Below are 23,662 nucleotides of genomic sequence, written 5' to 3' on the forward strand. Positions count from 1 at the left end.
TTCAAAGTGACCCAACCCCGTTTTTAATTGGAAGTTGGGTCACAATGAAGTGTTCAAAGTGCCCCAATGTGTACTCAAAGTGAAAATTGGGTAAGATTAAGGGCATCAAAGTGACCCAACCCCGTTTTTAATTGGAAGTTCGGTCACAATGAAGTGTTCAAAGTGCCCCAATGTGTACTCAAAGTGTAAATTGGGTAAGATTAAGGGCTTCAAAGTGACCCAACCCCGTTTTTAATTGGAAGTTGGGTCACAATGAAGTGTTCAAAGTGCCCCAATGTGTACTCAAAGTGAAAATTGGGTAAGATTAAGGGCTTCAAAGTGACCCAACCCCGTTTTTAATTGGAAGTTGGGTCACAATGAAGTGTTTAAAGTGCCCCAACGCGTACCAAAAGAGAAGATTGGGTAAGATTAAGGGCTTCAAAGTGACCCAACCCCGTTTTTAATTGGAAGTTCGGTCACAATGAAGTGTTTAAAGTGCCCCAACGTGTACTCAAAGTAAAAATTGGGTAACTAAAAAAACTTCAAGATGACCCAACCATATGTTTTTAAGTAAGTTCAGTAATAAAGAAGCGTTAACGGAGGTAGAAGTACAAATGAGGCGTTTAGTAACGGTATGGATGATAAAATTGCACATAGCTATTTTAATAATGATGAATGAAAAAAAATATTTTAACTAAATGTACTCTTGAGAAGATGGTATCTGAGAATAAATACTTACCGATTATTTTCATCAGTCTTCTTTTTAGCAATAACAAAAGCTAGAATTACTAAAGGAATAAAGATGAAGATAGGGATATTAATATGGCTTTGGGTTAATACGGCTAAAAAGAACAGTAGAACCATTCCTACAATAATATATAAACAACCTCTACCAAACGTTTCCATGGATTACACCCCTTTATTTGATACATAGTTTATCTTATTAACTCTATAACTAGTCTTATGAAAAAAAAATAAGGCTGTAACATAAACTAATACCTTCGCATATAGTAAAACATATATTTTCCTAGATTAAAAGGAATAGATTGGTTCGTTCTCGACCATACTATGAATGGGAGGTGGAGTAACGATGAAGAATATCTTGCCAGCAAAGAAACAAGATACATTGCAAGACTGCTTGATTTGTGAAGAAAAGAAAGATTTAGGGATTCATTTATTAAACTATTTTATTTGTGTAGAATGTGAGCATGACATTGTAAAGTCAGATACAAGTGATCAAAGTTACACATATTACTTGGGTAGGTTAAGAAAAGTAAAGCAAGCTCTCTTACCTATAAGTGAAAATAATAATATTTGATATGAAAGAACGTTTCTAAAAACAATACAACAATAAAATCAAATAGAGTAGCAAGGTAACTAGCTCGTTATGAAAACATTCATAACGAGCTTTATAATTATAGAATTATGTTAATAAAGTAATGGTGAATGAGATAAATCCTATCCGTAAATTTTTGAAAGACATCTTTCTTTTGAGGATTTACTTCATTATTATGAAGTAAACAAATACAAGTAATTCCTCATTAATATATTTTTCACCAATAAACGATAGTATAATATAAGAAGTTATCATAAAGTGAGGAGAGTTTATGGATCAAAGTAAAACACCGTTGTTTGATCAGTTAGTAAAACATCATAAGAAAGAGACGACTTCGTTTCACGTACCTGGTCATAAAAATGGAACAGTTTTTTTTCAAAGAGCAAAAAAGATATATCAAGAAATTTTACAGCTTGACGTAACGGAAATTAGTGGAATGGACGATTTACATCATCCTTCTGGAGTAATAAAGGAAGCAGAAGAGCTGACAGCAGATCTGTATGGAGTTGAATCCAGTCACTTCTTAATCGGGGGATCTACTGTTGGCAATCTAGCAATGATTATGAGTTCAGTTAGCAAGGGAGATAAAATCCTAGTTCAGCGAAATTGTCATCAGTCAGTCTTTCATGGTATAGAGCTTTCTGGTGCTACTCCAATTTTTATTGAACCTGAGATAGATAAAGAAACGGGTTTTTCTTTAGGGATTTCCAAGGGAAGCCTACAAGAGGCTATACAGAGTATTCCAGATATAAAAGTTCTCGTGTTAACAAGCCCTACGTATGAAGGATATGGACAACCATTACACGAGCAAATTAAAATCGCTCATGAAGCAAATATTGTTGTGTTTGTTGATGAAGCACATGGCGCTCATTTATTAACAGATGATCCGAGATGGCCTGTCTCAGCAACTAAGGCGGGGGCAGATATTGTTGTCCAATCAGCACATAAAATGCTACCTGCGATGACGATGACTTCTTATTTGCATGTGAACAGTAGAAGAGTAAATAAAGATAGATTACTTTATTATTTAAAAATGCTTCAATCAAGCAGTCCATCATATCCATTACTAGCATCCTTAGATGTAGCAAGAGCATATGCAGCACAAATGATAAAACAGGGGTATGGCCCCTTAACAGAAGCAATGGGTGTATTTAAACGTGAGTTAAGGGAACAAGGGTTACTACTTGCTCCATCTAAAATTGGAGACTATGTCCAAGATCCTTTAAAGTTGGTGTTTATAAGTAGTGACTATTCTGCGAAACGTTGGCAGTGCGAATTGGAGAAACGAGAGATATATCCTGAGCTTGTTTCCCCGTATCATGTACTGCTTACACTTCCTTTAAGTAATGACGTTCTTCCTTTTGCAGAATGGAAAAAAGAGTTGGTTTTATGTTTGTCTGATGATAAAAGTGGTAAAATGAAACAACGTGTTCAAGTAAAGAGAAATATATTATCAACCTTAGAATATCCAATGGGAGACTTGGATTCCTTCGTAAAAAGAAACGTGTCTTGGGAAAAAGCAGTTGGAGAAATAGCAGCAGAGACAATAACACCATATCCTCCTGGAGTTCCATTAATAGTAAAAGGCGAACGAATCAAGATACATCATATAGAAGAGTTAGAAAGATATTTACAAAATAATGCATATTTCCAAACTGGTGATGAGTGGAAGGAAAAAGGCATATTAGTAGTGAATTAATAGATAAGGAGAATGTTTTAGTGATAGGATTATTTATTACTTTTGAAGGCGGAGAAGGTGCCGGAAAAACAACTGTGTTACAGGAAATATATAACCGGTTACAACAAGAGGGGAAAAAAGTAGTGATGACAAGAGAGCCTGGAGGAAGTGTCATTGCAGAGAAAATAAGGGATATCATATTAGATCCTACACATACAGAAATGGATTCTAGAACAGAGGCATTGTTATACGCAGCAGCACGAAGACAGCATTTAGTTGAGAAAATCGTTCCTTCTTTACAGGAAGGATATATCATTTTATGTGACCGATTTATAGATAGTAGCCTAGTATATCAGGGGGTTGCACGAAAAATTGGAGTGGATGAAGTTCTAAAAATAAATCTATTTGCTACAGAAGGACTAATGCCGACAAAGACCTTATTTTTTGATATTGAACCAGAAGAAGGCTTGGCTCGGATTGCGGCACATAAGAACAGAGAATATAATCGACTAGACAGAGAAACATTAGAATTTCACCATATGGTTAGGAATGCGTATCATGAGTTAGAAAAACGGGATACAGACCGAATTCATATGATTGATGCATCGCAAACGCTTGAGGAAGTTATCGATAAAACTTGGAATTATGTGAGTACTGTTACTAACAAGGCACAATAAACTGTAACTAAAGAGTAAAACTAGTATTTTATTATGCAACGTTTGTAACTTGTTATAATACACTATATAATAAAGACACTTCCAATACTTGTATTGGGATAGGAGGAGGAATAAAGATGAAATTGATCATGGCAGTTGTTCAAGATAAAGATAGTAATCGATTGTCAGATGCTCTCGTTGAGAAAGACTATCGCGCTACGAAATTAGCGAGTACAGGGGGCTTTCTGAAAGCGGGAAACACAACATTTTTAATTGGTGTTGAAAATGAAAGTGTGGAAGAAGTTTTAACTATCATCAAAGATAATTGTAAGTCTCGCGAACAACTAGTAGCACCAATTTCTCCAATGGGTGGTAATGCCGATTCCTATGTACCATATCCAGTAGAGGTACAAGTGGGTGGTGCCACAGTGTTTATTTTACCTGTAGAACAGTTTGAAAAGTTTTAATTTGCTTTAGAACGGGGTTTATACATGACTTGGGATATTATGGTAAAAACACAACCAACAGCAGTAAGAATGCTGACAAATAGTTTGAAAAAAGATCGTCTTGCACATGCATATATATTTGAAGGTCCAAAGGGTACAGGGAAAAAAGAAGTAGCAAAAACTCTTGCAAAAACGTTTTTCTGTGAAAATAAATCGGGAATTGCGCCATGTTTATCATGTTCCAATTGCAAACGAATAGATTCGGGAAATCATCCGGATGTCCATGTTATTGAAACAGATGGCCAAACGATTAAGGTCGATCAAATTAGACATTTAAAAAAAGAATTTAGTTATCGAGGAATGGAATCAAAAAAGAAAGTATATATTGTTGAAAATGCTGAAAAAATGACAACTAGTGCTGCAAATAGTATTCTAAAATTTCTTGAAGAACCTGATGGTGATTCATTGGCAGTACTGACAACGACACAACTTCAACGAATGATAAAGACAATTATATCTCGATCTCAAGTTCTTACTTTTGCTCCATTGGTTCCAGAGGTATTAGTGAAAAAGCTTATAGAATATGGTATTTCTGCAACAGATGCGAAAATAGTATCTCAGATAACATTCGATTTGGAAGAAGGTATCCAACTTTGCCATGAGAATTGGATTGCGCAGGCTAGAGCCAAAGTGATACAATTAATAAATGAGATTTCTTTGCGTCCAAAGTATTCATTCATAACATTGCAAGAAGGTTGGATGACTTTTTTTAAGGAAAAACAGGACATGCAGATCGGTCTAGATTTACTCATGATCTGGTATCGAGATGTTCTTCGTTTTCAAGTAGGACAACAAGAGCAAATTGTTTATATTGATCAAGAAAGTTCAATTCAAGAACATGCTCTATCGTTATCACAAAAAAAGTTGGGTTCGAACCTCCAAGCGGTTATGAGTGCAAAACGTCGATTGGATGCAAATACCGCTCCCCAGCTATTAATGGAGCAATTGCTCCTTCGGTTACAGGAGGGATAGTGTGCATCGAGTAGTAGGTGTTCGATTTAAAAAAGCCGGGAAAATATATTACTTTTCCCCTGGTGATATAGATATAGAGAATGAAGAATATGTTATCGTGGAAACTGCACGTGGCGTAGAATTTGGTAAGGTCGTTATCGGAGTTAAAGAAGTTCATGAGAACGACGTTGTTATGCCATTAAAAAATGTTCTACGAATAGCTACAGAGAAAGATAAACTAATTGTAAAAGAGAATCGAGATGAAGCTCAAAGGGCATTTGATGTATGTGTAGGAAAAATCAATGAGCACGATCTTGATATGAAGCTTGTTGATGTAGAATATACATTTGATAGAAATAAAGTATTATTCTATTTTACAGCAGATGGAAGAATCGATTTTCGAGAATTAGTCAAGGATTTAGCAGCTATTTTCAGAACAAGAATTGAACTTCGTCAAATAGGTGTTCGAGATGAGGCAAAGATGTTGGGTGGCATCGGTCCATGTGGTCGTATGCTTTGCTGTTCTACGTTTTTAGGAGACTTTGAGCCTGTTTCTATTAAGATGGCAAAGGATCAAAATCTATCATTAAATCCAACAAAAATATCTGGATTATGCGGTCGTCTCATGTGCTGTTTAAAGTATGAAAATGATTTATATGAAACAGCCAAAAAAGAACTACCAGATTTAAATGCTGAAATGAGAACTAGTTATGGAAAAGGAAAAGTAGTAGGACTTAACATGCTAGAACGACTTGTACAAATAGAGATATTTGAATCTAGTCGTGTTGTAGAGTATACAATGGATGAGCTCATCGCAGAGGGAGCTATTAGCAACACGGAAACCACGAAATAATGAGGTGTGGGTATCGTGAACAAACGAGAAATCTTTGCCCGTGTAAGTCATATGGAAGAAGGTATCGGTGGCCTTCATCAGGAGTTGACCGAACTAAAAGAACAGTTAGCTCTTTTAATAGAGGAGAATCATCACCTTCAAGTGGAAAATGACCATTTGCGAGCACGATTAAATCGAACTATTGACGAAGAAGAAGAAAAAGAAAAGTTAAATGAGATCAAAAAGAAGGAAAAGTCAGAGACAACTCCTGCAATAGGAGAAGGCTATGATAACCTTGCAAGACTTTATCAAGAGGGATTCCATATATGTAACTTACATTACGGAAGCATTCGAAAAGATGGGGATTGCCTGTTTTGTTTGTCATTTTTAAATAAAAAATAAATGGTGGACAAGTCTTTCCGAAGGAGCGCGGAAAGGCTTTTTTATCATTCCTATACTAGCAGTAAAAAATTTCATCATTCACAATGAAAATACGTTTTAAGCATATTAGTACTCTTCACTTCTTCACTTACTGTGATAGGAGTGTAGGTGCAAGAACGCTAGTACCATATAGTATCTATCATTGATAGTAATAAAATAGTCATATTTTTTAATGAATGGAGTAGGAAGAATGTCAGGTAGTAATGAGAGAATTAATTATTTACCAGGGAAAAAACGTTATATCTATCAACGAGATGATATATTTTCTTTTTCTATGGATGCCATATTATTAGCCAAATTTGCAACTGTTCCTAAAGAAGTAGGGAAAATAATTGATTTATGTGCAGGAAATGGTGCTATACCTTTAATGGTATCGTTGAGAACGAACTCACCAATTCATGCAGTCGAAATTCAAGCAGAATTATGTAAACTGGGAGAAAAGAGCATTCAGTACAATTCACTAGAAAACCAAATTAGCTATATTCATAAAAACATATTAGAGTTATCAAATGAAGTAGATTGGGGAACATATGATTTAGTAACATGTAATCCACCATATTTCCCAATGAATGCTAGCGACAGGCATAACGTTAATGAGAAACTTTTATATGCACGTCATGAAATAGCCTGTACCTTGGAGGACGTGATACGAATATCGTCAAAATTAGTAAAACAAACTGGGAGAGTTGCGATTGTTCATCGCCCAGAACGTTTAGTTGAGATTATTACTCTTTTATATAAATGGAAATTAGAACCGAAACGAATTCAATTTACCCACCCAAGGAGAGATAGGGAAGCAAATATGGTATTTGTTGAGGCTGTGCGAAATGGGAAAGTAGGATTAAAAACACTTCCACCTATCACTGTTTTTGGAGAGGGGAACGAATTTACAAGGGAGTTTAAAAGCTATTATGAAAGTTGATAATCATTATGTGTATATCCTTCGCTGTGTCGATGAGACATATTATACGGGTTATACTGTGGATATAGAGAAGCGAATAGAAGCACACGAGTCAGGAAATGGTGCTAAATATACTCGTGGACGTGGACCGCTCTCTCTCGTTTATGAAGAAAGTTTTTCTTCCAAAAGCTTAGCTCTTCAACGGGAACACCAAATTAAACAATTAACTCGTAAACAGAAAGAAAACTTAATTAATGGTGGAAGGGGGAGAGTACATGAATATTCAAGAGAGTTTTCGTAATGAGAAGAAGGGTTGCTTATACTTAGTTCCTACTCCTATAGGTAATTTACAAGACATGACTTATCGCGCTGTGGAGATATTAAAGTCTGCAGATGTTATCGCGGCAGAGGATACAAGACATACGAAAAAATTATGCCATGTTTTTTCAATAGAAACGCCATTAATTAGTTATCACGAACATAATAAGCGGGTACGGGAAGACTATTTAGTAGAAAAAGTAAGAAATGGTGAGACAATTGCCCTAGTAAGTGATGCTGGTATGCCAGCCATATCCGATCCTGGAGCGGATTTAGTTGCAAGGTTTAAAAAAGAGCAGTTACCAGTGGTTGCACTACCAGGAGCGAATGCTGCCCTAACTGCCCTTGTTAGTTCGGGTATATCTACCGATGTATTTACATTTATAGGTTTTTTAGATCGAAAGAAGAAATCAAGAGATACAACGTTAGAAAAATGGAAAAACAGTGAAAGTACGTTGTTGTTCTATGAAGCACCACATAGAATAAAAGAAACATTAACTGCTATTAGTAATGTACTTGGTAATCGAGAGATTGCGTTATGTCGAGAAATTACAAAACAGTTTGAAACAGTTATGCGAGGAAAAGTTAATGACATATTAGAATACATAACTAATAATGGGATAAAAGGGGAATGTGTTTTAGTTATATCAGGTGCCACAGAGGAGGAAATAGAGGAGAATGCTCCTTCTAGTTGGTGGGAAGCCCTTTCTATTGTAGAACATGTAGATGCACTTCAAAAAGATGGTATGGAAGTAAAAGAAGCAATAAAAGTAACAGCTAAGGATAGAAATATGAAGAAGAGAGATGTATATCAAATGTATCATGTGGAATAAGATATAAAAAAAGAGGTGCAACATGTTGCACCTCTTTCTTTACCATTGAACGTTATTGTTTTGATAAGTAATCTTCTAACTCTTTAATAATATCTTTTGCGCCTTGTGGGCTTAAAATGATTTTTCCTTGAGCAATAGAAAGATTATCATCGGAGACTTCACCTGTAATTTGGCAAGTCATGTTTGGTTTGTATTTTTTTAATACAATTTTCTCGTCGTCCACGTAAATTTCTAGAGCATCCTTTTCAGCAATGTCCAACGTACGACGTAGTTCGATAGGAATAACAACTCTTCCTAACTCATCAACTTTACGAACGATACCAGTAGATTTCATAATGTTTCTCCTCCCATGAGAAATAAATATGTGTCATGTAATGTCAGAATTCGACAAATTTCTATCAAACTTAGAATACCAACTTTTCCAAAAGAAGTCAATTAAAATATGTTTAAAGCAAAACTATTCATTTCGACAAATAGCTTAAATAAACGATTGATAATTATGTGTAATTTATGTTCCATCAACAGAATCTCCTATTTATCATGCTCATCACTTCCTTATTAGACAGTGCGAATCGAATTAAGTAAAAGATATTAATGTAGAAACTATACCCATTTAATTTAAATAAGTAACTAGTATTTTATAAATATTTAACATTTTTTATAATTAATAGTATAGTTTAAAAATAGTTTCGTATTGTTCACTATATTCGGCAAAGACCTTCGAGTTTCAAATGAAAAAGTAGGTAGTGAATGCGATAAAAGTAGTCACAGCTTATTTGCTTTATATTGTTTTAGCTCTAATTAATATGTGTAGTATAAGTTTTTAGAAAAACATTAGCATCCCTTGACATACACATTTGCTTTGGGTATATTCTGAGTACAGAAGTACATTATAGAAATGAATATTTTTTCCGATGATAGGATGAGTAAAAAGGAAAATTCAGGACAGAGAGCCAGGGAAGCTGAAAACTGGTATGAATGGAACTTTTGAATATGGTCCAGGGAGGATTTTGCCTTCGAGCTTCATGTAAGGGGGCAACGCACATCCAAGCGATACAATGGGATGCTACAAAAGAATGTAGCTACAGAGGCTGTAGTAAACAGTGAATCTGGGTGGTACCACGTGAGTTCAACTCTCGTCCCAAATACGGGCGAGAGTTTTTTTATTTTTTTCCCCTATTACTTTTAAGAAAGGGAAGGAAAAGGAAGAATGGGTAATAAGAAAAAGATGAGTGAAATTTGATGGAGGTAAGTAAAAATGGCAAAACAGGAAAAAACGTTTTACATTACAACACCAATCTATTATCCAAGTGATAAGCTGCATATTGGTCACGCTTATACGACTGTTGCTGGTGATGCTATAGCTCGATATAAACGACTACGCGGCTATGATGTAATGTATTTAACAGGGACGGATGAGCATGGACAGAAGATTGAAAGAAAGGCCGAGGAAAAAGGAGTTTCACCTCAAAAATTTGTTGATGATATTGTTGTTGGAATCCGAAATTTATGGGATAAACTAGACATCTCCTATGATGATTTTATTCGTACAACAGAGGATCGCCACAAAGATGTTGTTCAGAAGATATTTGATCAATTAATTCAGCAAGGTGATATTTATCTTGGAAAATACGAGGGTCTATATTGTACGCCATGTGAATCTTTCTTTACAGAATACCAAGCAAAAGATGGGAATTGTCCAGACTGTAATAGACCTGTGGAGAAAGTACAAGAAGAATCGTATTTTTTCTCTATGAGTAAATATGCTGATCGCCTACTTCAGTTTTACGAAGAAAATCCAGAGTTTATTCAACCTGAGTCTAGAAAAAATGAAATGATTAATAACTTCATTAAGCCTGGATTAGAAGATTTAGCTGTATCCAGAACATCCTTTACATGGGGAGTTAATGTAAAAAGTGATCCAAAACATGTAGTGTATGTTTGGATTGATGCATTATCAAATTATATAACAGCGCTTGGATATGGAAGCGAGAATGAAGAAAAGTATAATCAATATTGGCCAGCAGACGTCCATTTAGTCGGAAAAGAAATAGTTCGTTTCCATACTATTTATTGGCCAATCATGTTAATGGCGTTAGACCTACCATTACCCAAAAAGGTATTTGGACATGGTTGGTTGTTGATGAAGGACGGAAAGATGTCTAAGTCTAAAGGAAACGTAGTAGATCCAATCCCACTTATTGAGAGGTATGGATTAGACGCTTTACGTTACTATTTACTGCGAGAAGTTCCATTTGGTTCTGACGGAGTATTTACTCCGGATAGCTTTGTAGAACGAGTAAATTATGACTTAGCCAATGATCTTGGGAATCTGTTGAATAGAACAATAGCAATGATCAATAAATATAACGCTGGGGAAGTTCCTGCTTATATTAAGGATGCAACTCCATTTGATGCATCATTAGTTGATCTTGCAACTGCAACAGTGACTAAAGTTGAAAATTCATTAGAGGATATGGAATTTTCTGTAGCTTTGACTGCTATTTGGCAATTAGTTAGTCGAACAAACAAATATATTGATGAGACTCAGCCTTGGATTCTTGCAAAAGATGAGGAAGCGAAAGATCAGTTAGGTTCGGTTTTATATCATCTTGCTGAATCGTTGAGATGTATATCTATTTTGATTCAACCATTTATGACAGAAACGCCAAAAAAGATTTGGAACCAGCTTGGTGTATCAGAAAGGGAAACAGCTTGGGATACATTAACGTTTGGAAAACTTCCAAATGGATCCAAAGTTGTTGAAAAAGGAGAACCTGTTTTCCCACGTCTAGATGTGAAAGAAGAAGTGCAATATATCATTGAAACAATGGGAGGAGCAGTTACTCCTCAAGAAGAACAAGAATTAAAAAAGGAAGAAACAATAGAACCTCCTGAAGTAGATGAGATTACCATTGAAGACTTTACGAAAGTAGAACTTCGAGTAGCGGAAGTATTGAAGGCAGAAAAAGTGAAGAAAGCAGATAAATTATTAAAAATCCAATTAGATTTAGGCTATGAACAACGCCAGGTTGTATCTGGCATTGCAAAGCATTATAGTCCAGAAGATTTAGTAGGTAAGAAAGTAATCTGTGTGACGAACTTAAAACCAGTAAAACTTCGTGGAGAACTATCACAAGGAATGATATTAGCTGGTTCTGAAGGCGACACATTAACATTAGCAACAGTAGAAGGCACACTCCCGAACGGAGCAAAAGTAAAATAGGACATTCAAAGTTGATGCAAGTGAAAATTTGCACCATGGCGAATGAAAAACTAGCTGTGAAAGTAATTAAAACTAAACATTTTATATGCAATGAGTGTAAGCCCATGAGACTCCTGTGGGATGCAGAGCAGAGGCGAGACTTCGGAGCTATGCAGGAGTGTAGAAGGCTCGGCAGCTCCCCACAGGAAAGGAGTGGACTGGAGCGAATGGAATATTAACCAACAAAGTAGTCATACTAGATAAGTTTAACTACCATGAACCCACGTATTTTCAGGGTAGGTATAAAATTTCGCCTTTCCAAATTAGGGAAGGCGATCATTTTAGAAAGAGGAGGATATCATCTTGTTATTTGATACTCATGTACATCTAAATGCAGATCAATATGAAGAAGACATAGAGGAAGTAATTGAGCGAGCAAGAGAAGCTGGAGTTACGAAAATGGTTGTTGTAGGATTTGATGAAAAGACAATTCCAAAAGCAATGAATTTAGTTGAAAAATATGATTTTCTTTATGCAGCCGTTGGATGGCACCCTGTTGATGCTATTGATATGGAAGATCGTCATATTGAATGGTTAAGAGAGTTAGCTTCTCATCCAAAGGTTGTGGCAATTGGCGAAACAGGGCTTGATTATCATTGGGATAAGTCACCGAAAGATGTTCAAAAAAAAGTCTTTCGTCGACAGATTCAGTTAGCAAAGGAAGTGAAGTTACCAATAATAATTCACGACCGTGATGCCCACCAGGATATTGTAGATATTCTCAAAGAGGAAAATGCTAGTGAAGTGGGCGGGATCATGCATTGTTTTGGAGGTAGCATAGAAATTGCACAACAATGCCTGAATATGAATTTTTATATTTCTTTTGGAGGACCTGTTACTTTTAAAAATGCAAAAAAACCAAAAGAAGTTGCGAAAGAAATCCCTTTAGAGAGATTATTAATTGAAACAGATGCACCATTTTTAGCCCCACACCCATATCGGGGTAAGAGAAATGAACCTGCTTATGTAAAACTTGTGGCAGAAAAGTTAGCTGAAATTAAAGAAATATCCTATGAGGAATTAGCTCATTACACTACAAGAAACGCTTTTAAACTTTTCGGAATTTCCTGACATATTTTGACAGCGAATCATGTGAGAACTTGTCCAATGAAAGAAAAAAATTCTATCGTTCTACAGATATGATTTACAGCATAAGATATTCTTGTCGATAAGTTTTTCTTTCCTTCTTATCGAACATGCTTCATAATGACGAAGAAAGATTTCACAAATTAGATGTTGACAAGGTGGTGGAGGTAACATATAATTTGGTATCTGAAGGAGGGGTTCAACCATGACTCAATGGATGAAGCAACTCTTCTCTGAGTTTTCATGGAGAAAGTTTGCCATATCCAGTGTTGGCCTTCTAACGTTGATGGGAATTCTTGTTTTTGCAACTTATGAAGTAACGAAAACTTCTGTAACTGTTAGCATTAACGACGAGGAAGTAACAGTATACACACATTCATCAACAGTTGGAGAGGTCCTGGAAGAACAAGGAATTGATGTGAACGAACACGATTACATCGAACCATCCGCAAACACGGCTATCAATGAAGCAATGAATATAGTTTTCATACCTGCACAACAAATCTATGTTACTATCGATGGAGAATCGAAAGAAGTGTGGTCAACTGCAGGTACAGTTCAGGAACTAATGGATGATTTGGATATTGTTGTAAATGAATTTGATGTGATCGAACCGTCATTAGAAATGGCATTAACTGAAAATATAACTGTAACTTATGATACAGCATATATGGTAACGCTACATAGTGACGGAAAAGAAAGAGAAATTTGGACTACTTCGACAACGGTCGCTGATCTTTTAGAGAGAGAAGACATTGAATTAGATGATTTAGACCGCGTTCAACCATCAGTTGAAGATTTGATCAATCAAGACATGGAAGTAAATGTGGTACGAGTGGAAAAGGTCACCGATGTTGTGGAAGAATCGATCGATTTTGCAACAGTGAGAAGAAACGATTCTAATCTTCAACAAGGAACAGAAAAAGTAGTAGAAAGTGGGCAACAAGGGCGTATTAAGAAGCATTATGAAGTTATTTACGAAGATGGAGAAGAAGTATCAAGAGAACTGGTAAAAGAAGAACAGGTGGAAGAAAGTAAGGACAGAATTGTTGCAGTTGGAACAAAGGTCCCTACTCCAACTCAAACTGTATCTAGAAGTTCATCTTCTTCAAATTCTGGTGGAGAATGGAGAACGTTTCGAGCTACAGCTTATACTGCTTATTGCAACGGTTGTTCAGGTACAACAGCTACAGGGGTAAACTTGCGAGCGAATCCTGATAGAAATGTCATAGCAGTTGACCCTAATGTCATACCTCTAGGTTCTCGCGTTGAGGTGAAAGGAATGGGAGTATTTCTAGCAGCTGATACGGGTGGAGCTATTGTTGGAAACAAAATAGATATATTTATGCCCGACCCTAATGGGGCATCAACAAACAATCGTGCTATGTCCTTTGGACGAAGAACAGTTGAAATTAGAATATTAGATTAATAGACTATGCACAGAGGTCATTCCTCTGTGTTTTTCTTTTACCAAAAATAAACATCTTAAAATGGTGGAATTAGCTTTGGACTTTGCATTCTTCTTATATGTTATATTAGACGCAGGGTTTTAAAAAATGTTACATTTTTTTTGAAAAAAATTTAAAAAATAAGTGAACGATAGGATAAGAGTTCAATACATAGAAGTGAGGAAATACCAAATATGAAACCATCTATTCAAGAAGTTATCGTAGTAGAAGGAAAGAGTGACACGAATGTTATAAAACAATATGTAGATTGCGACACCATAGAGACGAACGGATCGGCAGTTGAAGATCACGTAATAAAACGGATTAAATTAGCTAAAGAACGAAGAGGAGTAATAATATTTACAGACCCAGACTATCCTGGTGAAAAAATTAGGAAAATAATTGATAAAGCTGTACCGGGATGTAAGCACGCATTCATATTGAAAGAAGAAGCAATTGATTATCAAAAGCGAAAAGTTGGCGTGGAACATGCTACTAAAGATTCAATTATTGCAGCTATTGAGAAAGCAAAGCCAACGTCAATAGAATCGGAGCAAATAGAACATATTACGAAGGAAGAACTTATTGCGGCAGGACTAATTGCAGGAGAAGGATCTCGTGAGAAGAGAGAGATTCTTGGGAAAAAGTTGAATATTGGCTACACCAATGGAAAACAGTTACTTAAGCGTCTTGTTCAATTCCAAATAACAGAAGAAGAATTCACAACAGCTTTACAGCTTATGGAAGAGGAGAATCAACATGATTGAAAAAGATATTGCAACTCCAAATAAAACGAAGTCTATATTAGAAAAGTATGGCTTTTCATTTAAAAAAAGTTTAGGCCAAAATTTTTTAATTGATACCAATGTGTTGAAACGCATTGTTCAAGCAGCTGATCTTAATGAGTCTTCTGGTGTAATTGAAATAGGTCCTGGAATTGGGGCGTTAACGGAACAATTAGCAAAAGTATCTAATAAAGTCATTGCTTTTGAAATTGATCAAAGATTGATCCCTATATTAAAAGATACACTATCTAATTACCATCATGTTAAGGTAATTCATAGTGATGTATTAAAAGCTAATTTATCGGAAACTGTTAAGGAAGAGTTTGACTCAGAACAGGATATTTCTATCGTTGCTAATTTACCTTATTACGTCACAACTCCAATATTAATGAAATTATTAGAAGAGAAGCTACCAATACGAACGATAGTAGTAATGATACAAAAAGAGGTAGCGGAACGAATCGCTGCAAAACCTAATTCAAAGGACTATGGTTCCTTATCGATCGCCGCTCAATATTACGCACATGCAGAAACTGTTTTTACTGTACCTAAAACAGTCTTTGTTCCACAACCTAATGTTGACTCAGCTATTTTAAGGTTAACAATAAGAAATGAGCCGCCTGTACAAGTTTCCAATGAACAATTTTTCTTTGAGATTGTTAGAGCTTCCTTTGCACAAAGAAGAAAGACGATCCTGAATAATCTTACTCATCATTTTGAGGATAAAATGAGCAAGGGTGATATAGAACAAATCTTGAACGATGTAGAGATAGAACCAAGGCGACGAGGGGAATCGTTGTCTATGGATGAGTTCGCAATTCTTGCCGAAAAACTTTATCATTATTGACATTGTTTGTAGTAGCAACGAATATCCTCTTAGCATACCTTATCGTGTGAGGAGGCGTTCGTCATGGCTGATATTCAAGTAGGAAATATTGTTGGAAGAAATTCATATAAATGTGATATTTTATTTCGAGTTAAAAAAATAGATGGCAATAAAGTTGAACTGCAAGGGGAAGATTTACGCCTAGTTGCTGATGCCCCACTCGACGACCTAGTTATCATCGAAGAATCAGACCGAAAAAAACGGGAGAAAAAACAGAAAGATCATGAAGAAAGCTGTTATCAGTTATTTCGTCAAGATCGAAAGCTCATACGAGAGAAAAATGAATATGATGTGACTTCAGGTTATACAAAACGTAATTCTTATTTTGAAGTACCAGGGAAGGTACTGCATCTAGATGGTGATCCATTATATCTAAAGAAGTGTACTCAAGTATATGATCGTTTAGGGGTGCCTGTATATGGAGTTCATCTAAAAGAGAAGGAGATGCCATTACAAATAGCATCCTTAATTGAAATGGTAAGACCAGATATTTTAGTTATTACAGGGCATGATGCTTATAGCAAATCAAAAGGAACGGAAAGTGAACTAAAGGCGTATCGTAATTCAGGACACTTCGTTGATACAGTGAAAGAAGCGAGAAAGGTTGTTCCTTATATGGACCATTTAGTTATCTTTGCTGGTGCATGCCAATCGAACTTTCAATCCTTATTAAAAGCGGGTGCAAACTTTGCTAGTTCACCAAATAGGATTAATATTCATGCGCTAGATCCTGTTTATGTAGTTTCCAAGGTTAGCTTAACTCCATTCTTAGAACGTGTTGGGGTATGGGATGTATTGAAAACATCTCTAACTGGAGAAGAAGGCCTTGGTGGTGTAGAAACAAGTGGCTCTTTAAGAAGAGGGATGCCCCATTATATAGATGAGGAAGAAGACTCGTAAAAAAGATGGATTAAAAGGGGAGTGAGCCTTTTGATCCATCTTTTTTTAGGCTCTACCCTGAAAATACGTGTATCAGACTATCTGGTAATACTCACTTTGTTTGGTTATTATTCCATTCGCTTCAGTCCACTCCCTTTCCTGCGGGGAGTTGGTCATGGTGCAGATCTTCCCTTGTGTGGAGGCATCCACTCGAATATGCCTTTCCATACCGCAAATTTGATTGTAAGCCTTCTCAAAGTTAATATGAGCCTTGTGACGCTCTAGTGTCCTCAGAACGGTTTATAAGGCATTTCATAGCATACACTCAAGATGTTTTTATAGTTTACATCAATTTACCTATCTACTTCGGACAGACGGTTAATAAACAACTTACACACTTCATGGATTGAAAATAGAGTATTTAAGTAACAGATATATCGGAGAATGTTGTCTGAAAATTTTGGGGAATAAAAAGATTTTTTACATAATTTTTATGAAATAGCACATTATAAAAATATCATCAAAAATTTAGTAATTATTGATTGACACAAGAAGTATACATTGATATAATTTTAATTTTATTTGACGTGTATTCACTTGTGTGCTATAATTAGGACAAGTGAGGTGTGGTGGATGGGTAAAACACTAATTGAGATCAAGCAAGCGTTAGACGAGAATTTAGGTAAACGAATTACCATTCAAGCAAACGGAGGAAGACGTAAAACGATTGAGCGTTCTGGTTTGTTGGAAGGAACGTATCCATCTGTTTTTACGATCAAGCTTGATCAAGATGAATATTCGGTAGAGAGAGTGTCGTACAGTTATACAGATGTACTAACGGAAACGGTTAAGCTTACACTGAATGAACAAGAAATTACTGCACCGTTAGAAACTGCAGAAAACGTATAATATATAAACGCGATTACCTGATTAGGACTTTCCTATGAAGGTAGTCGTTTTTTATTTTATGCAGATAATAGCTAGCGCCTCTTATAGATATAGGATAATGATATACATATTTTGGAGAGGAAACCTTATTCAAGTCTACAAGTAACAGCATGACGGAAGAAAATACATATGAAGTATATTGGTACTATTCACTTTCTAGGAATATGCGGAACCCCTGAGACTCCTGTGGAAAGCAGAGCAAAGGCTAGAGGCTGTAGAGTGCTTGTACTCGAAGGTAGCTCGGAAACTTGGGTAGGAAAGCGAGGCTAAAACGAATGGAATATTATCCAACAAAGTTAGTAGTATTAGATAAGTTTGACTACCATGAACCCACGTATTTTCATGGTAGACCTAGAGTAAATCGGCTAGCTACATAATTTTTGGGCATAATACACATGTCGCAAAAACGAAAAGGAGATGGTACGAATGAGCAGAAGACGAGGTGTTATGTCGGAACAGTTTAAAGTGGAATTGGCAAAGGAGCTTGGCTTCTACGGTACGGTCCAGCGTGAAGGTTGGGGCGGCATTCGTGCACGAGATGCTGGAAATATGGTGAAACGAGCAATTGAAATAGCGGAACAACAGTTATCCAGTAGCCAGAACCAATAACATTTTTGCGACTTGAGCTGAAGCAATCCGCTTCAGCTCTTTTTAAATATTGCTTTTTTTGTCGATTATAGAAGGAAAGATAAAGAAAAAGTAGTATAGACTTCTAACAAATGGTAAAATAACCACGTTAGGAACGGCTATAGAAGTAGGTGATATTAATGCAAAAAATTATAAAAGCTCCAGCAAAGATTAATTTAACGTTAGATGTAGTTAGAAAAAGAGAAGACGGATACCATGATGTAGAAATGGTGATGACTACAGTAGACCTTGCAGACCGAATCCAATTGACTACCATTGATTCGGATCGTATTTCTATTGATGTTAGCCATGGATTTGTACCAAACAATGAAAATAATTTAGCTTATCAAGCAGCAAATGTATTGAAAAGCCGACTAGGCATCAATAAAGGGATTTCTATTGTTATTGATAAGCAAATCCCGGTATCTGCAGGTTTAGCAGGAGGGAGTACAGATGCCGCAGCTGTTCTCCGAGGTTTAAATGAGATGTGGGGATTAGGTCTTTCAATGTCCGAACTTGCAGAGATAGGGCTAGAAATTGGATCAGATGTTCCGTTTTGTGTTCATGGAGGGACAGCACTAGCTACAGGGCGAGGAGAGAAACTGGAATTTTTACCACCACCACCACCATGTTGGGTCATTTTAGTAAAACCACCAATTGGTGTTTCTACAAGGGATATTTATCAAAGATTAAAAGTGAACCAATTAATTCACCCTGATACAAATGGAATGATCAAGGCAATCGAAGAGCAAAATTTCGAGGATATATGCTCCAAATTAGAAAATGTAATGGAAAAAGCAACATTCGAATTACACCCAAGTGTAAAAAATATAAAAAAGAGAATTACTCAGTATGGGGCAGATGGTGTAGTAATGAGTGGGAGCGGGCCAACCATTTTTGCACTTACACAAAACGATTATAGAGCACACCGGTTATACAATAGTCTGAAAGGATTTATGGAACAAGTGTATGTTGTTCGCCTTCTAGGAACAAAACACGAATAATTAATAATAGGTTCTTGTGAAATCCGTATATAGATGGTATATTACAGTTAAAATATTCGGATTTCACACCATATCGTGGATTTTTCCATAAATCGGAGGTTATTATGAACTATCGAAGAAGTGGTCGTCTAGTAGACATGACCAATTATTTTCTAAATCACCCTCACAAGCAAATTCCGTTAAGCTATTTTGCTGAGTCATACGATTCAGCTAAGTCATCTATTAGTGAAGATATTTCAATAATTAAAGAAGTTTTTGAATATAAACAAATAGGAACTATTACTACTACAGCAGGAGCTACTGGTGGAGTTACCTTCGTTCCAACTGTAGATCGTAAAGACACGGAAAAGCTAATTGATGAATTATGTTATCGTTTAGAGGACCCTGATCGCATTTTGCCAGGGGGATATCTATATATGATGGATGTTATTGGAGATCCTATTTTAACTCAGCAATTAGGAAAAATATTTGCTTCAAAATTCCGTAAGTCAAAAGTGGATGCTGTTATGACTATGGCCACAAAAGGAATTCCTTTAGCTTATGCTGTTGGAAATCATTTAAATGTACCTGTTAGCATTGTGCGTCATGAACATCGTATTACAGAGGGATCTATTGTAAGTATTAACTATGTATCGGGTTCACAAAAAAGAATACAGACCATGTCACTTGCAAGAAGAAGCTTAAAACCTAATTCCAATGTTCTCATTATTGATGATTTTATGAAGGCTGGCGGAACACTTCGTGGAATGATGGACTTAGTGAAAGAATTTCACTCAACCATTGCGGGGATCGGAGTGTTAACGGAGGCTGTAAATGAGGAGGAAAAGTTAGTTAATGAATATGTTTCTTTAACTAAGCTTACTGAAATGGATAGTAAGCAAAGGAAGATTAAGGTAGAACGCGGCAGTATATTTGATAACCCTTTTTCCTTCGGTGAGTTATAAAAATAAATTTTGGCTTGATAATTAAATTCCTTATATAATCCATTCATCTTTTGTTGAAAATAGAAGCTTTATGTCAGATTTTGAATAATTCTTGACAGATAATAAATAGTTAAGATAATTTTTCCTTTTTTTTCAGCAAAAAGAAGGAGTTTTCGTACAAATGTAGAAAACGGTTAAAAGCTTTTATTTTTTTGAAAAGGTGGTGGCAGATATGGAAGTAACAGATGTGAGACTTCGCCGTGTCAATACGGAAGGTCGTATGCTTGCAATCGCATCTATTACCATCGATGATGAGTTTGTTGTTCACGACATTCGTGTAATCGACGGCAATAATGGTAAGTTCGTGGCAATGCCAAGCAAGCGTACTCCTGATGGAGAATTTAGGGATATTGCTCATCCGATATCTTCGAAGACTCGTGAGAAAATTCAATCCGCGGTTTTGGCTGAATATGATCGCGCAGGTGAAGAAATTGAATTTGAAGAAGCGGGGGCTTCATAAAAAGTAATACAAAGAATTTATACAATTATTATTTCAAGAATAAAAAGCCTAGCTAATTCTAGCTAGGTTTATTTTTGTAACCAGGAAATTGGAAATTATAAAATAAGCGACCTGTGGATAAAATTTTTGAGTCAAGGAAGGTTCTCGAGGGGAATAAATATTTACCACTATACTTCGTACCATTAATTACATAAAACTAACTAAGAAAGTTATTCGACATACCCTATATAAAAACGTTATGATAGAGAGTGGTAAATTGTTAAAAGAATTTATTATTGTTTCCTTGAAAAGATTTTAAATATAAGATATATTCGTAATGGAAAATCAGGGCGTTGGAGGTATTATATGAACAATCGGTTTGCAGTTATTTTAGCTGCGGGAAAAGGAACAAGAATGAAATCAGATTTATACAAAGTTCTTCATCCTGTTTGTGGAAAACCAATGGTTCAACATATTGTTGACCAGATAAAGGACTGTAATGTGAAAAAAACGATTGCTGTAGTTGGTCATGGTGCAGAAAAAGTAAAAGATCAATTAGGTAAAGATGTTGAATATGTACTTCAAGAAGAGCAACTTGGAACAGGTCATGCGGTAATGCAGGCGGAGGGTTTATTGAGAGAAGAAGAAGGAACAACGGTTGTTTTATGTGGAGATACGCCGTTATTAACGAAAAAAACAATCGATGCTTTACTTTTGGAACATGAAACAAAAGGTGCAAAGGCTACAATATTAACAGCAAAAGCGGAGGAACCTACAGGTTATGGGAGAGTTATTCGTGATAAAGATGGAGCTGTTAATAAAATTGTTGAGCAAAAAGATGCAAATGAAGAAGAATTATCAGTGAAAGAAATTAATACTGGAACATATTGCTTTGATAATAAAGCTTTATTTTTAGCATTAAAGAATGTGGGGAATTCAAACGCGCAGGGAGAGTATTACTTACCTGATGTAATAGAGATACTTCAACGTGATGGTGAAGCTATTGCTGCGTTTCAAACGCTTGATTTTAACGAAACGATTGGTGTAAATGATCGAGTTGCGTTAAGTACTGCTGAAGTACTTATGAAACGAAGAATCAATGAGCAATTGATGAGAGATGGAGTTACATTGATTGATCCTGAGAATACATATGTTTCTTCAGATGCAATCATTGGAAAAGATACTGTTATCTATCCTGGGTGTATAATTAAAGGGAAAACAATCATAGGTGAAAATTGTGAAATTGGACCTCACAGTGAAATCGATAATAGTAAAATAGGCAATAATACAACGGTTAAACAGTCTGTCGTTCACGATAGTGAAGTTGGAAATGAAGTATCGATCGGACCTTTTTCACACTTACGCCCACAAACAAAATTAAGCAATCATGTTCGAGTAGGTAATTTTGTAGAATTGAAAAAAATGTCCATGGGAGAAGGAAGTAAAGCTTCTCATTTAAGTTATTTAGGAGATGCAGAGGTTGGAGATAATGTTAATGTTGGTTGCGGTTCTATAACTGTAAACTATGATGGAAAAAACAAATACTTAACAAAAATTGAAGACGGTGCATTCATTGGTTGTAACTCAAATTTAATAGCCCCAGTGACAGTTGGGGAAGGTGCTTTTATAGCAGCGGGCTCAACCATTACTGATGATGTTCCAGGGCAATCGTTAGCAATTGCAAGACAAAGACAAACAAACAAACAAGATTATTTCAAAAAATAGGAAAGAAATTTATGGAGGTTTTGCACAACCATGGCTCATTATGAAGATAAGTCGTTAAAAGTCTTTACGTTAAATTCAAACCCTACACTAGCTCATGAAATCACGAAACATATAGGTATTGAAATGGGAAAAAGCTCAGTAACACGATTCAGTGATGGTGAAGTTCAAATTAACATAGAAGAAAGTATACGTGGCTGTGATATCTTTGTTATTCAGTCAACAAGCTCTCCTGCAAATGAGCATATTATGGAGGCTTTAATCATGATTGATGCTCTTAAAAGAGCATCTGCGAAAACAATTAATGTAGTTATGCCTTATTATGGATATGCACGTCAAGATCGAAAAGCTCGTGCCAGAGAGCCGATTACTGCTAAATTAGTTGCGAATCTATTTGAAACAGCGGGAGCTTCTCGTGTCATCGCTTTGGACTTGCATGCGACACAAATTCAAGGATTTTTTGATATACCGGTGGATCAATTAGTTGGTGTACCAATCCTTGCAGACTATTTTCAAGAGAAAGCTTTAGAGGATATAGTAATTGTATCTCCTGACCATGGTGGTGTTGTACGAGCTAGAAAGATGGCAGATAGATTGAAGGCACCAATTGCTATTGTTGATAAACGACGTCCAAAACCAAATGTGTCAGAGGTAATGAATATAGTTGGAAATATTGAAGGAAAAACATGTATCTTAATTGATGATATTATAGATACTGCAGGAACGATTACACTTGCAGCCAATGCAATGATTGAGAATGGCGCAAAAGAAGTGTATGCATGCTGCACACACCCTGTACTATCAGGACCTGCAATCGAACGTATCCAAAATTCAAAAATTAAAGAGTTGGTAGTAACAAATACTATTCCACTTTCTGAAGACAAAAAAATCAGTAAAATTACACAACTGTCCGTTGCAGAATTAATGGCGAAAGCAATTATCCACGTTCACGAAGAACGCTCAGTAAGTCGACTATTTGATTAATTACAAGCATGACATAGCGAATGGAATAAAAGCCAACAAAGTTAGTATTACTATATAGCTTAATACACGTATTTTCAGGGTAAACAAGAGAATCACGAACATCTAATTAAGATATTCTGAAAGTCTATGTTTCAAATCATTGATTTTGGGGAAAAACTTTATAATAACCGAAAAA

25 protein-coding genes are annotated in these 23,662 nt (G+C 35.9%); 23 read left to right on the forward strand and 2 right to left on the reverse strand.

The annotated features are described in order from the left end of the window. Positions 1-714 precede the first annotated feature (714 nt). Positions 715-885 (reverse strand): hypothetical protein, encoded by a 171-nt coding sequence (locus tag ACERII_RS20840; RefSeq protein WP_373644880.1) that lies wholly within the window; start codon positions 883-885, stop codon positions 715-717. A gap of 184 nt (positions 886-1,069) precedes the next feature. Here ACERII_RS20840 and ACERII_RS20845 point away from each other — a divergent pair, with 184 nt between their 5' ends. From ACERII_RS20845 to rsmI, 10 genes are all read left to right on the forward strand, one after another. Then, complete coding sequence (locus ACERII_RS20845; protein ID WP_373644881.1) at positions 1,070-1,297, forward strand: sigma factor G inhibitor Gin; 228 nt, start codon at positions 1,070-1,072, stop codon at positions 1,295-1,297. Positions 1,298-1,586: 289 nt separating this feature from the next. Beyond that, on the forward strand, positions 1,587-3,014 hold the full coding sequence (locus ACERII_RS20850; RefSeq protein WP_373644882.1) for an aminotransferase class I/II-fold pyridoxal phosphate-dependent enzyme: 1,428 nt from the start codon (positions 1,587-1,589) through the stop codon (positions 3,012-3,014). A 20-nt stretch (positions 3,015-3,034) separates the two neighbouring features. Next, a complete protein-coding gene (tmk, locus tag ACERII_RS20855; RefSeq protein WP_373644883.1) occupies positions 3,035-3,670 on the forward strand; it encodes a dTMP kinase in 636 nt (211 codons plus the stop codon). Positions 3,671-3,786: 116 nt separating this feature from the next. Beyond that, on the forward strand, positions 3,787-4,116 hold the full coding sequence (locus ACERII_RS20860; RefSeq protein ID WP_373644884.1) for a cyclic-di-AMP receptor: 330 nt from the start codon (positions 3,787-3,789) through the stop codon (positions 4,114-4,116). Between the two features lie 24 nt (positions 4,117-4,140). After that, entirely contained in the window at positions 4,141-5,127 is a 987-nt protein-coding gene (gene holB / locus ACERII_RS20865) for a DNA polymerase III subunit delta' (protein WP_373644885.1), read from the forward strand. A 1-nt stretch (position 5,128) separates the two neighbouring features. Next, a complete protein-coding gene (locus tag ACERII_RS20870) occupies positions 5,129-5,959 on the forward strand; it encodes a PSP1 domain-containing protein (protein ID WP_373644886.1) in 831 nt (276 codons plus the stop codon). A gap of 15 nt (positions 5,960-5,974) precedes the next feature. Then, positions 5,975-6,340: a DNA replication initiation control protein YabA gene (yabA, locus tag ACERII_RS20875; RefSeq protein WP_373644887.1), complete on the forward strand. Its 366-nt coding sequence runs from the start codon at positions 5,975-5,977 to the stop codon at positions 6,338-6,340. 229 nt (positions 6,341-6,569) lie between these two features. Continuing rightward, positions 6,570-7,301 (forward strand): tRNA1(Val) (adenine(37)-N6)-methyltransferase, encoded by a 732-nt coding sequence (locus tag ACERII_RS20880; protein WP_373644888.1) that lies wholly within the window; start codon positions 6,570-6,572, stop codon positions 7,299-7,301. After that, positions 7,291-7,581: a GIY-YIG nuclease family protein gene (locus ACERII_RS20885; RefSeq protein WP_373644890.1), complete on the forward strand. Its 291-nt coding sequence runs from the start codon at positions 7,291-7,293 to the stop codon at positions 7,579-7,581. The genes ACERII_RS20880 and ACERII_RS20885 overlap by 11 nt, the downstream gene beginning before the upstream one ends. Continuing rightward, positions 7,556-8,431, forward strand: coding sequence for a 16S rRNA (cytidine(1402)-2'-O)-methyltransferase (gene rsmI / locus ACERII_RS20890; protein ID WP_373644891.1), 876 nt, complete (start codon positions 7,556-7,558; stop codon positions 8,429-8,431). Before ACERII_RS20885 ends, rsmI begins: the two co-directional genes overlap by 26 nt. A 52-nt stretch (positions 8,432-8,483) precedes the next feature. Here the strand turns inward: rsmI and ACERII_RS20895 are convergent, their stop codons facing one another. Continuing rightward, entirely contained in the window at positions 8,484-8,765 is a 282-nt protein-coding gene (locus ACERII_RS20895) for a transition state genes transcriptional regulator AbrB (RefSeq protein ID WP_373644892.1), read from the reverse strand. 924 nt (positions 8,766-9,689) lie between these two features. On the opposite strand from ACERII_RS20895, the gene metG reads away from it, so the two are divergent. The 13 genes from metG (at position 9,690) to ACERII_RS20960 (ending at position 23,487) form a co-directional block, all read left to right on the forward strand. Further along, positions 9,690-11,657 (forward strand): methionine--tRNA ligase, encoded by a 1,968-nt coding sequence (gene metG / locus ACERII_RS20900; RefSeq protein WP_373644894.1) that lies wholly within the window; start codon positions 9,690-9,692, stop codon positions 11,655-11,657. 342 nt (positions 11,658-11,999) lie between these two features. Then, on the forward strand, positions 12,000-12,767 hold the full coding sequence (locus ACERII_RS20905; protein ID WP_373644895.1) for a TatD family hydrolase: 768 nt from the start codon (positions 12,000-12,002) through the stop codon (positions 12,765-12,767). Between the two features lie 220 nt (positions 12,768-12,987). Further along, complete coding sequence (locus tag ACERII_RS20910) at positions 12,988-14,211, forward strand: resuscitation-promoting factor (RefSeq protein WP_373644896.1); 1,224 nt, start codon at positions 12,988-12,990, stop codon at positions 14,209-14,211. 213 nt (positions 14,212-14,424) lie between these two features. Continuing rightward, positions 14,425-14,997, forward strand: a complete 573-nt coding sequence (gene rnmV / locus ACERII_RS20915) for a ribonuclease M5 (protein ID WP_373644899.1) — start codon at positions 14,425-14,427, stop codon at positions 14,995-14,997. After that, positions 14,993-15,862, forward strand: coding sequence for a 16S rRNA (adenine(1518)-N(6)/adenine(1519)-N(6))-dimethyltransferase RsmA (rsmA, locus tag ACERII_RS20920; RefSeq protein ID WP_373644950.1), 870 nt, complete (start codon positions 14,993-14,995; stop codon positions 15,860-15,862). Before rnmV ends, rsmA begins: the two co-directional genes overlap by 5 nt. 63 nt (positions 15,863-15,925) lie before the next feature. Further along, positions 15,926-16,801, forward strand: coding sequence for a sporulation peptidase YabG (gene yabG, locus ACERII_RS20925; protein WP_373644900.1), 876 nt, complete (start codon positions 15,926-15,928; stop codon positions 16,799-16,801). A 612-nt stretch (positions 16,802-17,413) separates the two neighbouring features. Further along, positions 17,414-17,689, forward strand: a complete 276-nt coding sequence (locus ACERII_RS20930; protein WP_373644902.1) for a Veg family protein — start codon at positions 17,414-17,416, stop codon at positions 17,687-17,689. 465 nt (positions 17,690-18,154) lie between these two features. Next, positions 18,155-18,337: a small, acid-soluble spore protein, alpha/beta type gene (locus ACERII_RS20935; RefSeq protein ID WP_373644903.1), complete on the forward strand. Its 183-nt coding sequence runs from the start codon at positions 18,155-18,157 to the stop codon at positions 18,335-18,337. 158 nt (positions 18,338-18,495) lie between these two features. Beyond that, on the forward strand, positions 18,496-19,359 hold the full coding sequence (gene ispE / locus ACERII_RS20940; protein WP_373644905.1) for a 4-(cytidine 5'-diphospho)-2-C-methyl-D-erythritol kinase: 864 nt from the start codon (positions 18,496-18,498) through the stop codon (positions 19,357-19,359). A 104-nt stretch (positions 19,360-19,463) separates the two neighbouring features. Continuing rightward, positions 19,464-20,303 carry a pur operon repressor gene (gene purR, locus ACERII_RS20945; protein WP_373644906.1) on the forward strand — a complete coding sequence of 280 codons (840 nt, stop codon included), beginning with the start codon at positions 19,464-19,466 and terminating at the stop codon, positions 20,301-20,303. A gap of 211 nt (positions 20,304-20,514) precedes the next feature. Continuing rightward, a complete protein-coding gene (gene spoVG, locus ACERII_RS20950) occupies positions 20,515-20,802 on the forward strand; it encodes a septation regulator SpoVG (RefSeq protein ID WP_278285838.1) in 288 nt (95 codons plus the stop codon). A gap of 345 nt (positions 20,803-21,147) precedes the next feature. Then, positions 21,148-22,506: a bifunctional UDP-N-acetylglucosamine diphosphorylase/glucosamine-1-phosphate N-acetyltransferase GlmU gene (gene glmU, locus ACERII_RS20955; RefSeq protein ID WP_373644908.1), complete on the forward strand. Its 1,359-nt coding sequence runs from the start codon at positions 21,148-21,150 to the stop codon at positions 22,504-22,506. 30 nt (positions 22,507-22,536) lie between these two features. Beyond that, complete coding sequence (locus tag ACERII_RS20960) at positions 22,537-23,487, forward strand: ribose-phosphate diphosphokinase (protein ID WP_373644909.1); 951 nt, start codon at positions 22,537-22,539, stop codon at positions 23,485-23,487. Positions 23,488-23,662: the final 175 nt, after the last annotated feature.

The organism is Evansella sp. AB-rgal1, assembly GCF_041820985.1.
Classification (GTDB): domain Bacteria; phylum Bacillota; class Bacilli; order Bacillales; family Salisediminibacteriaceae; genus Evansella.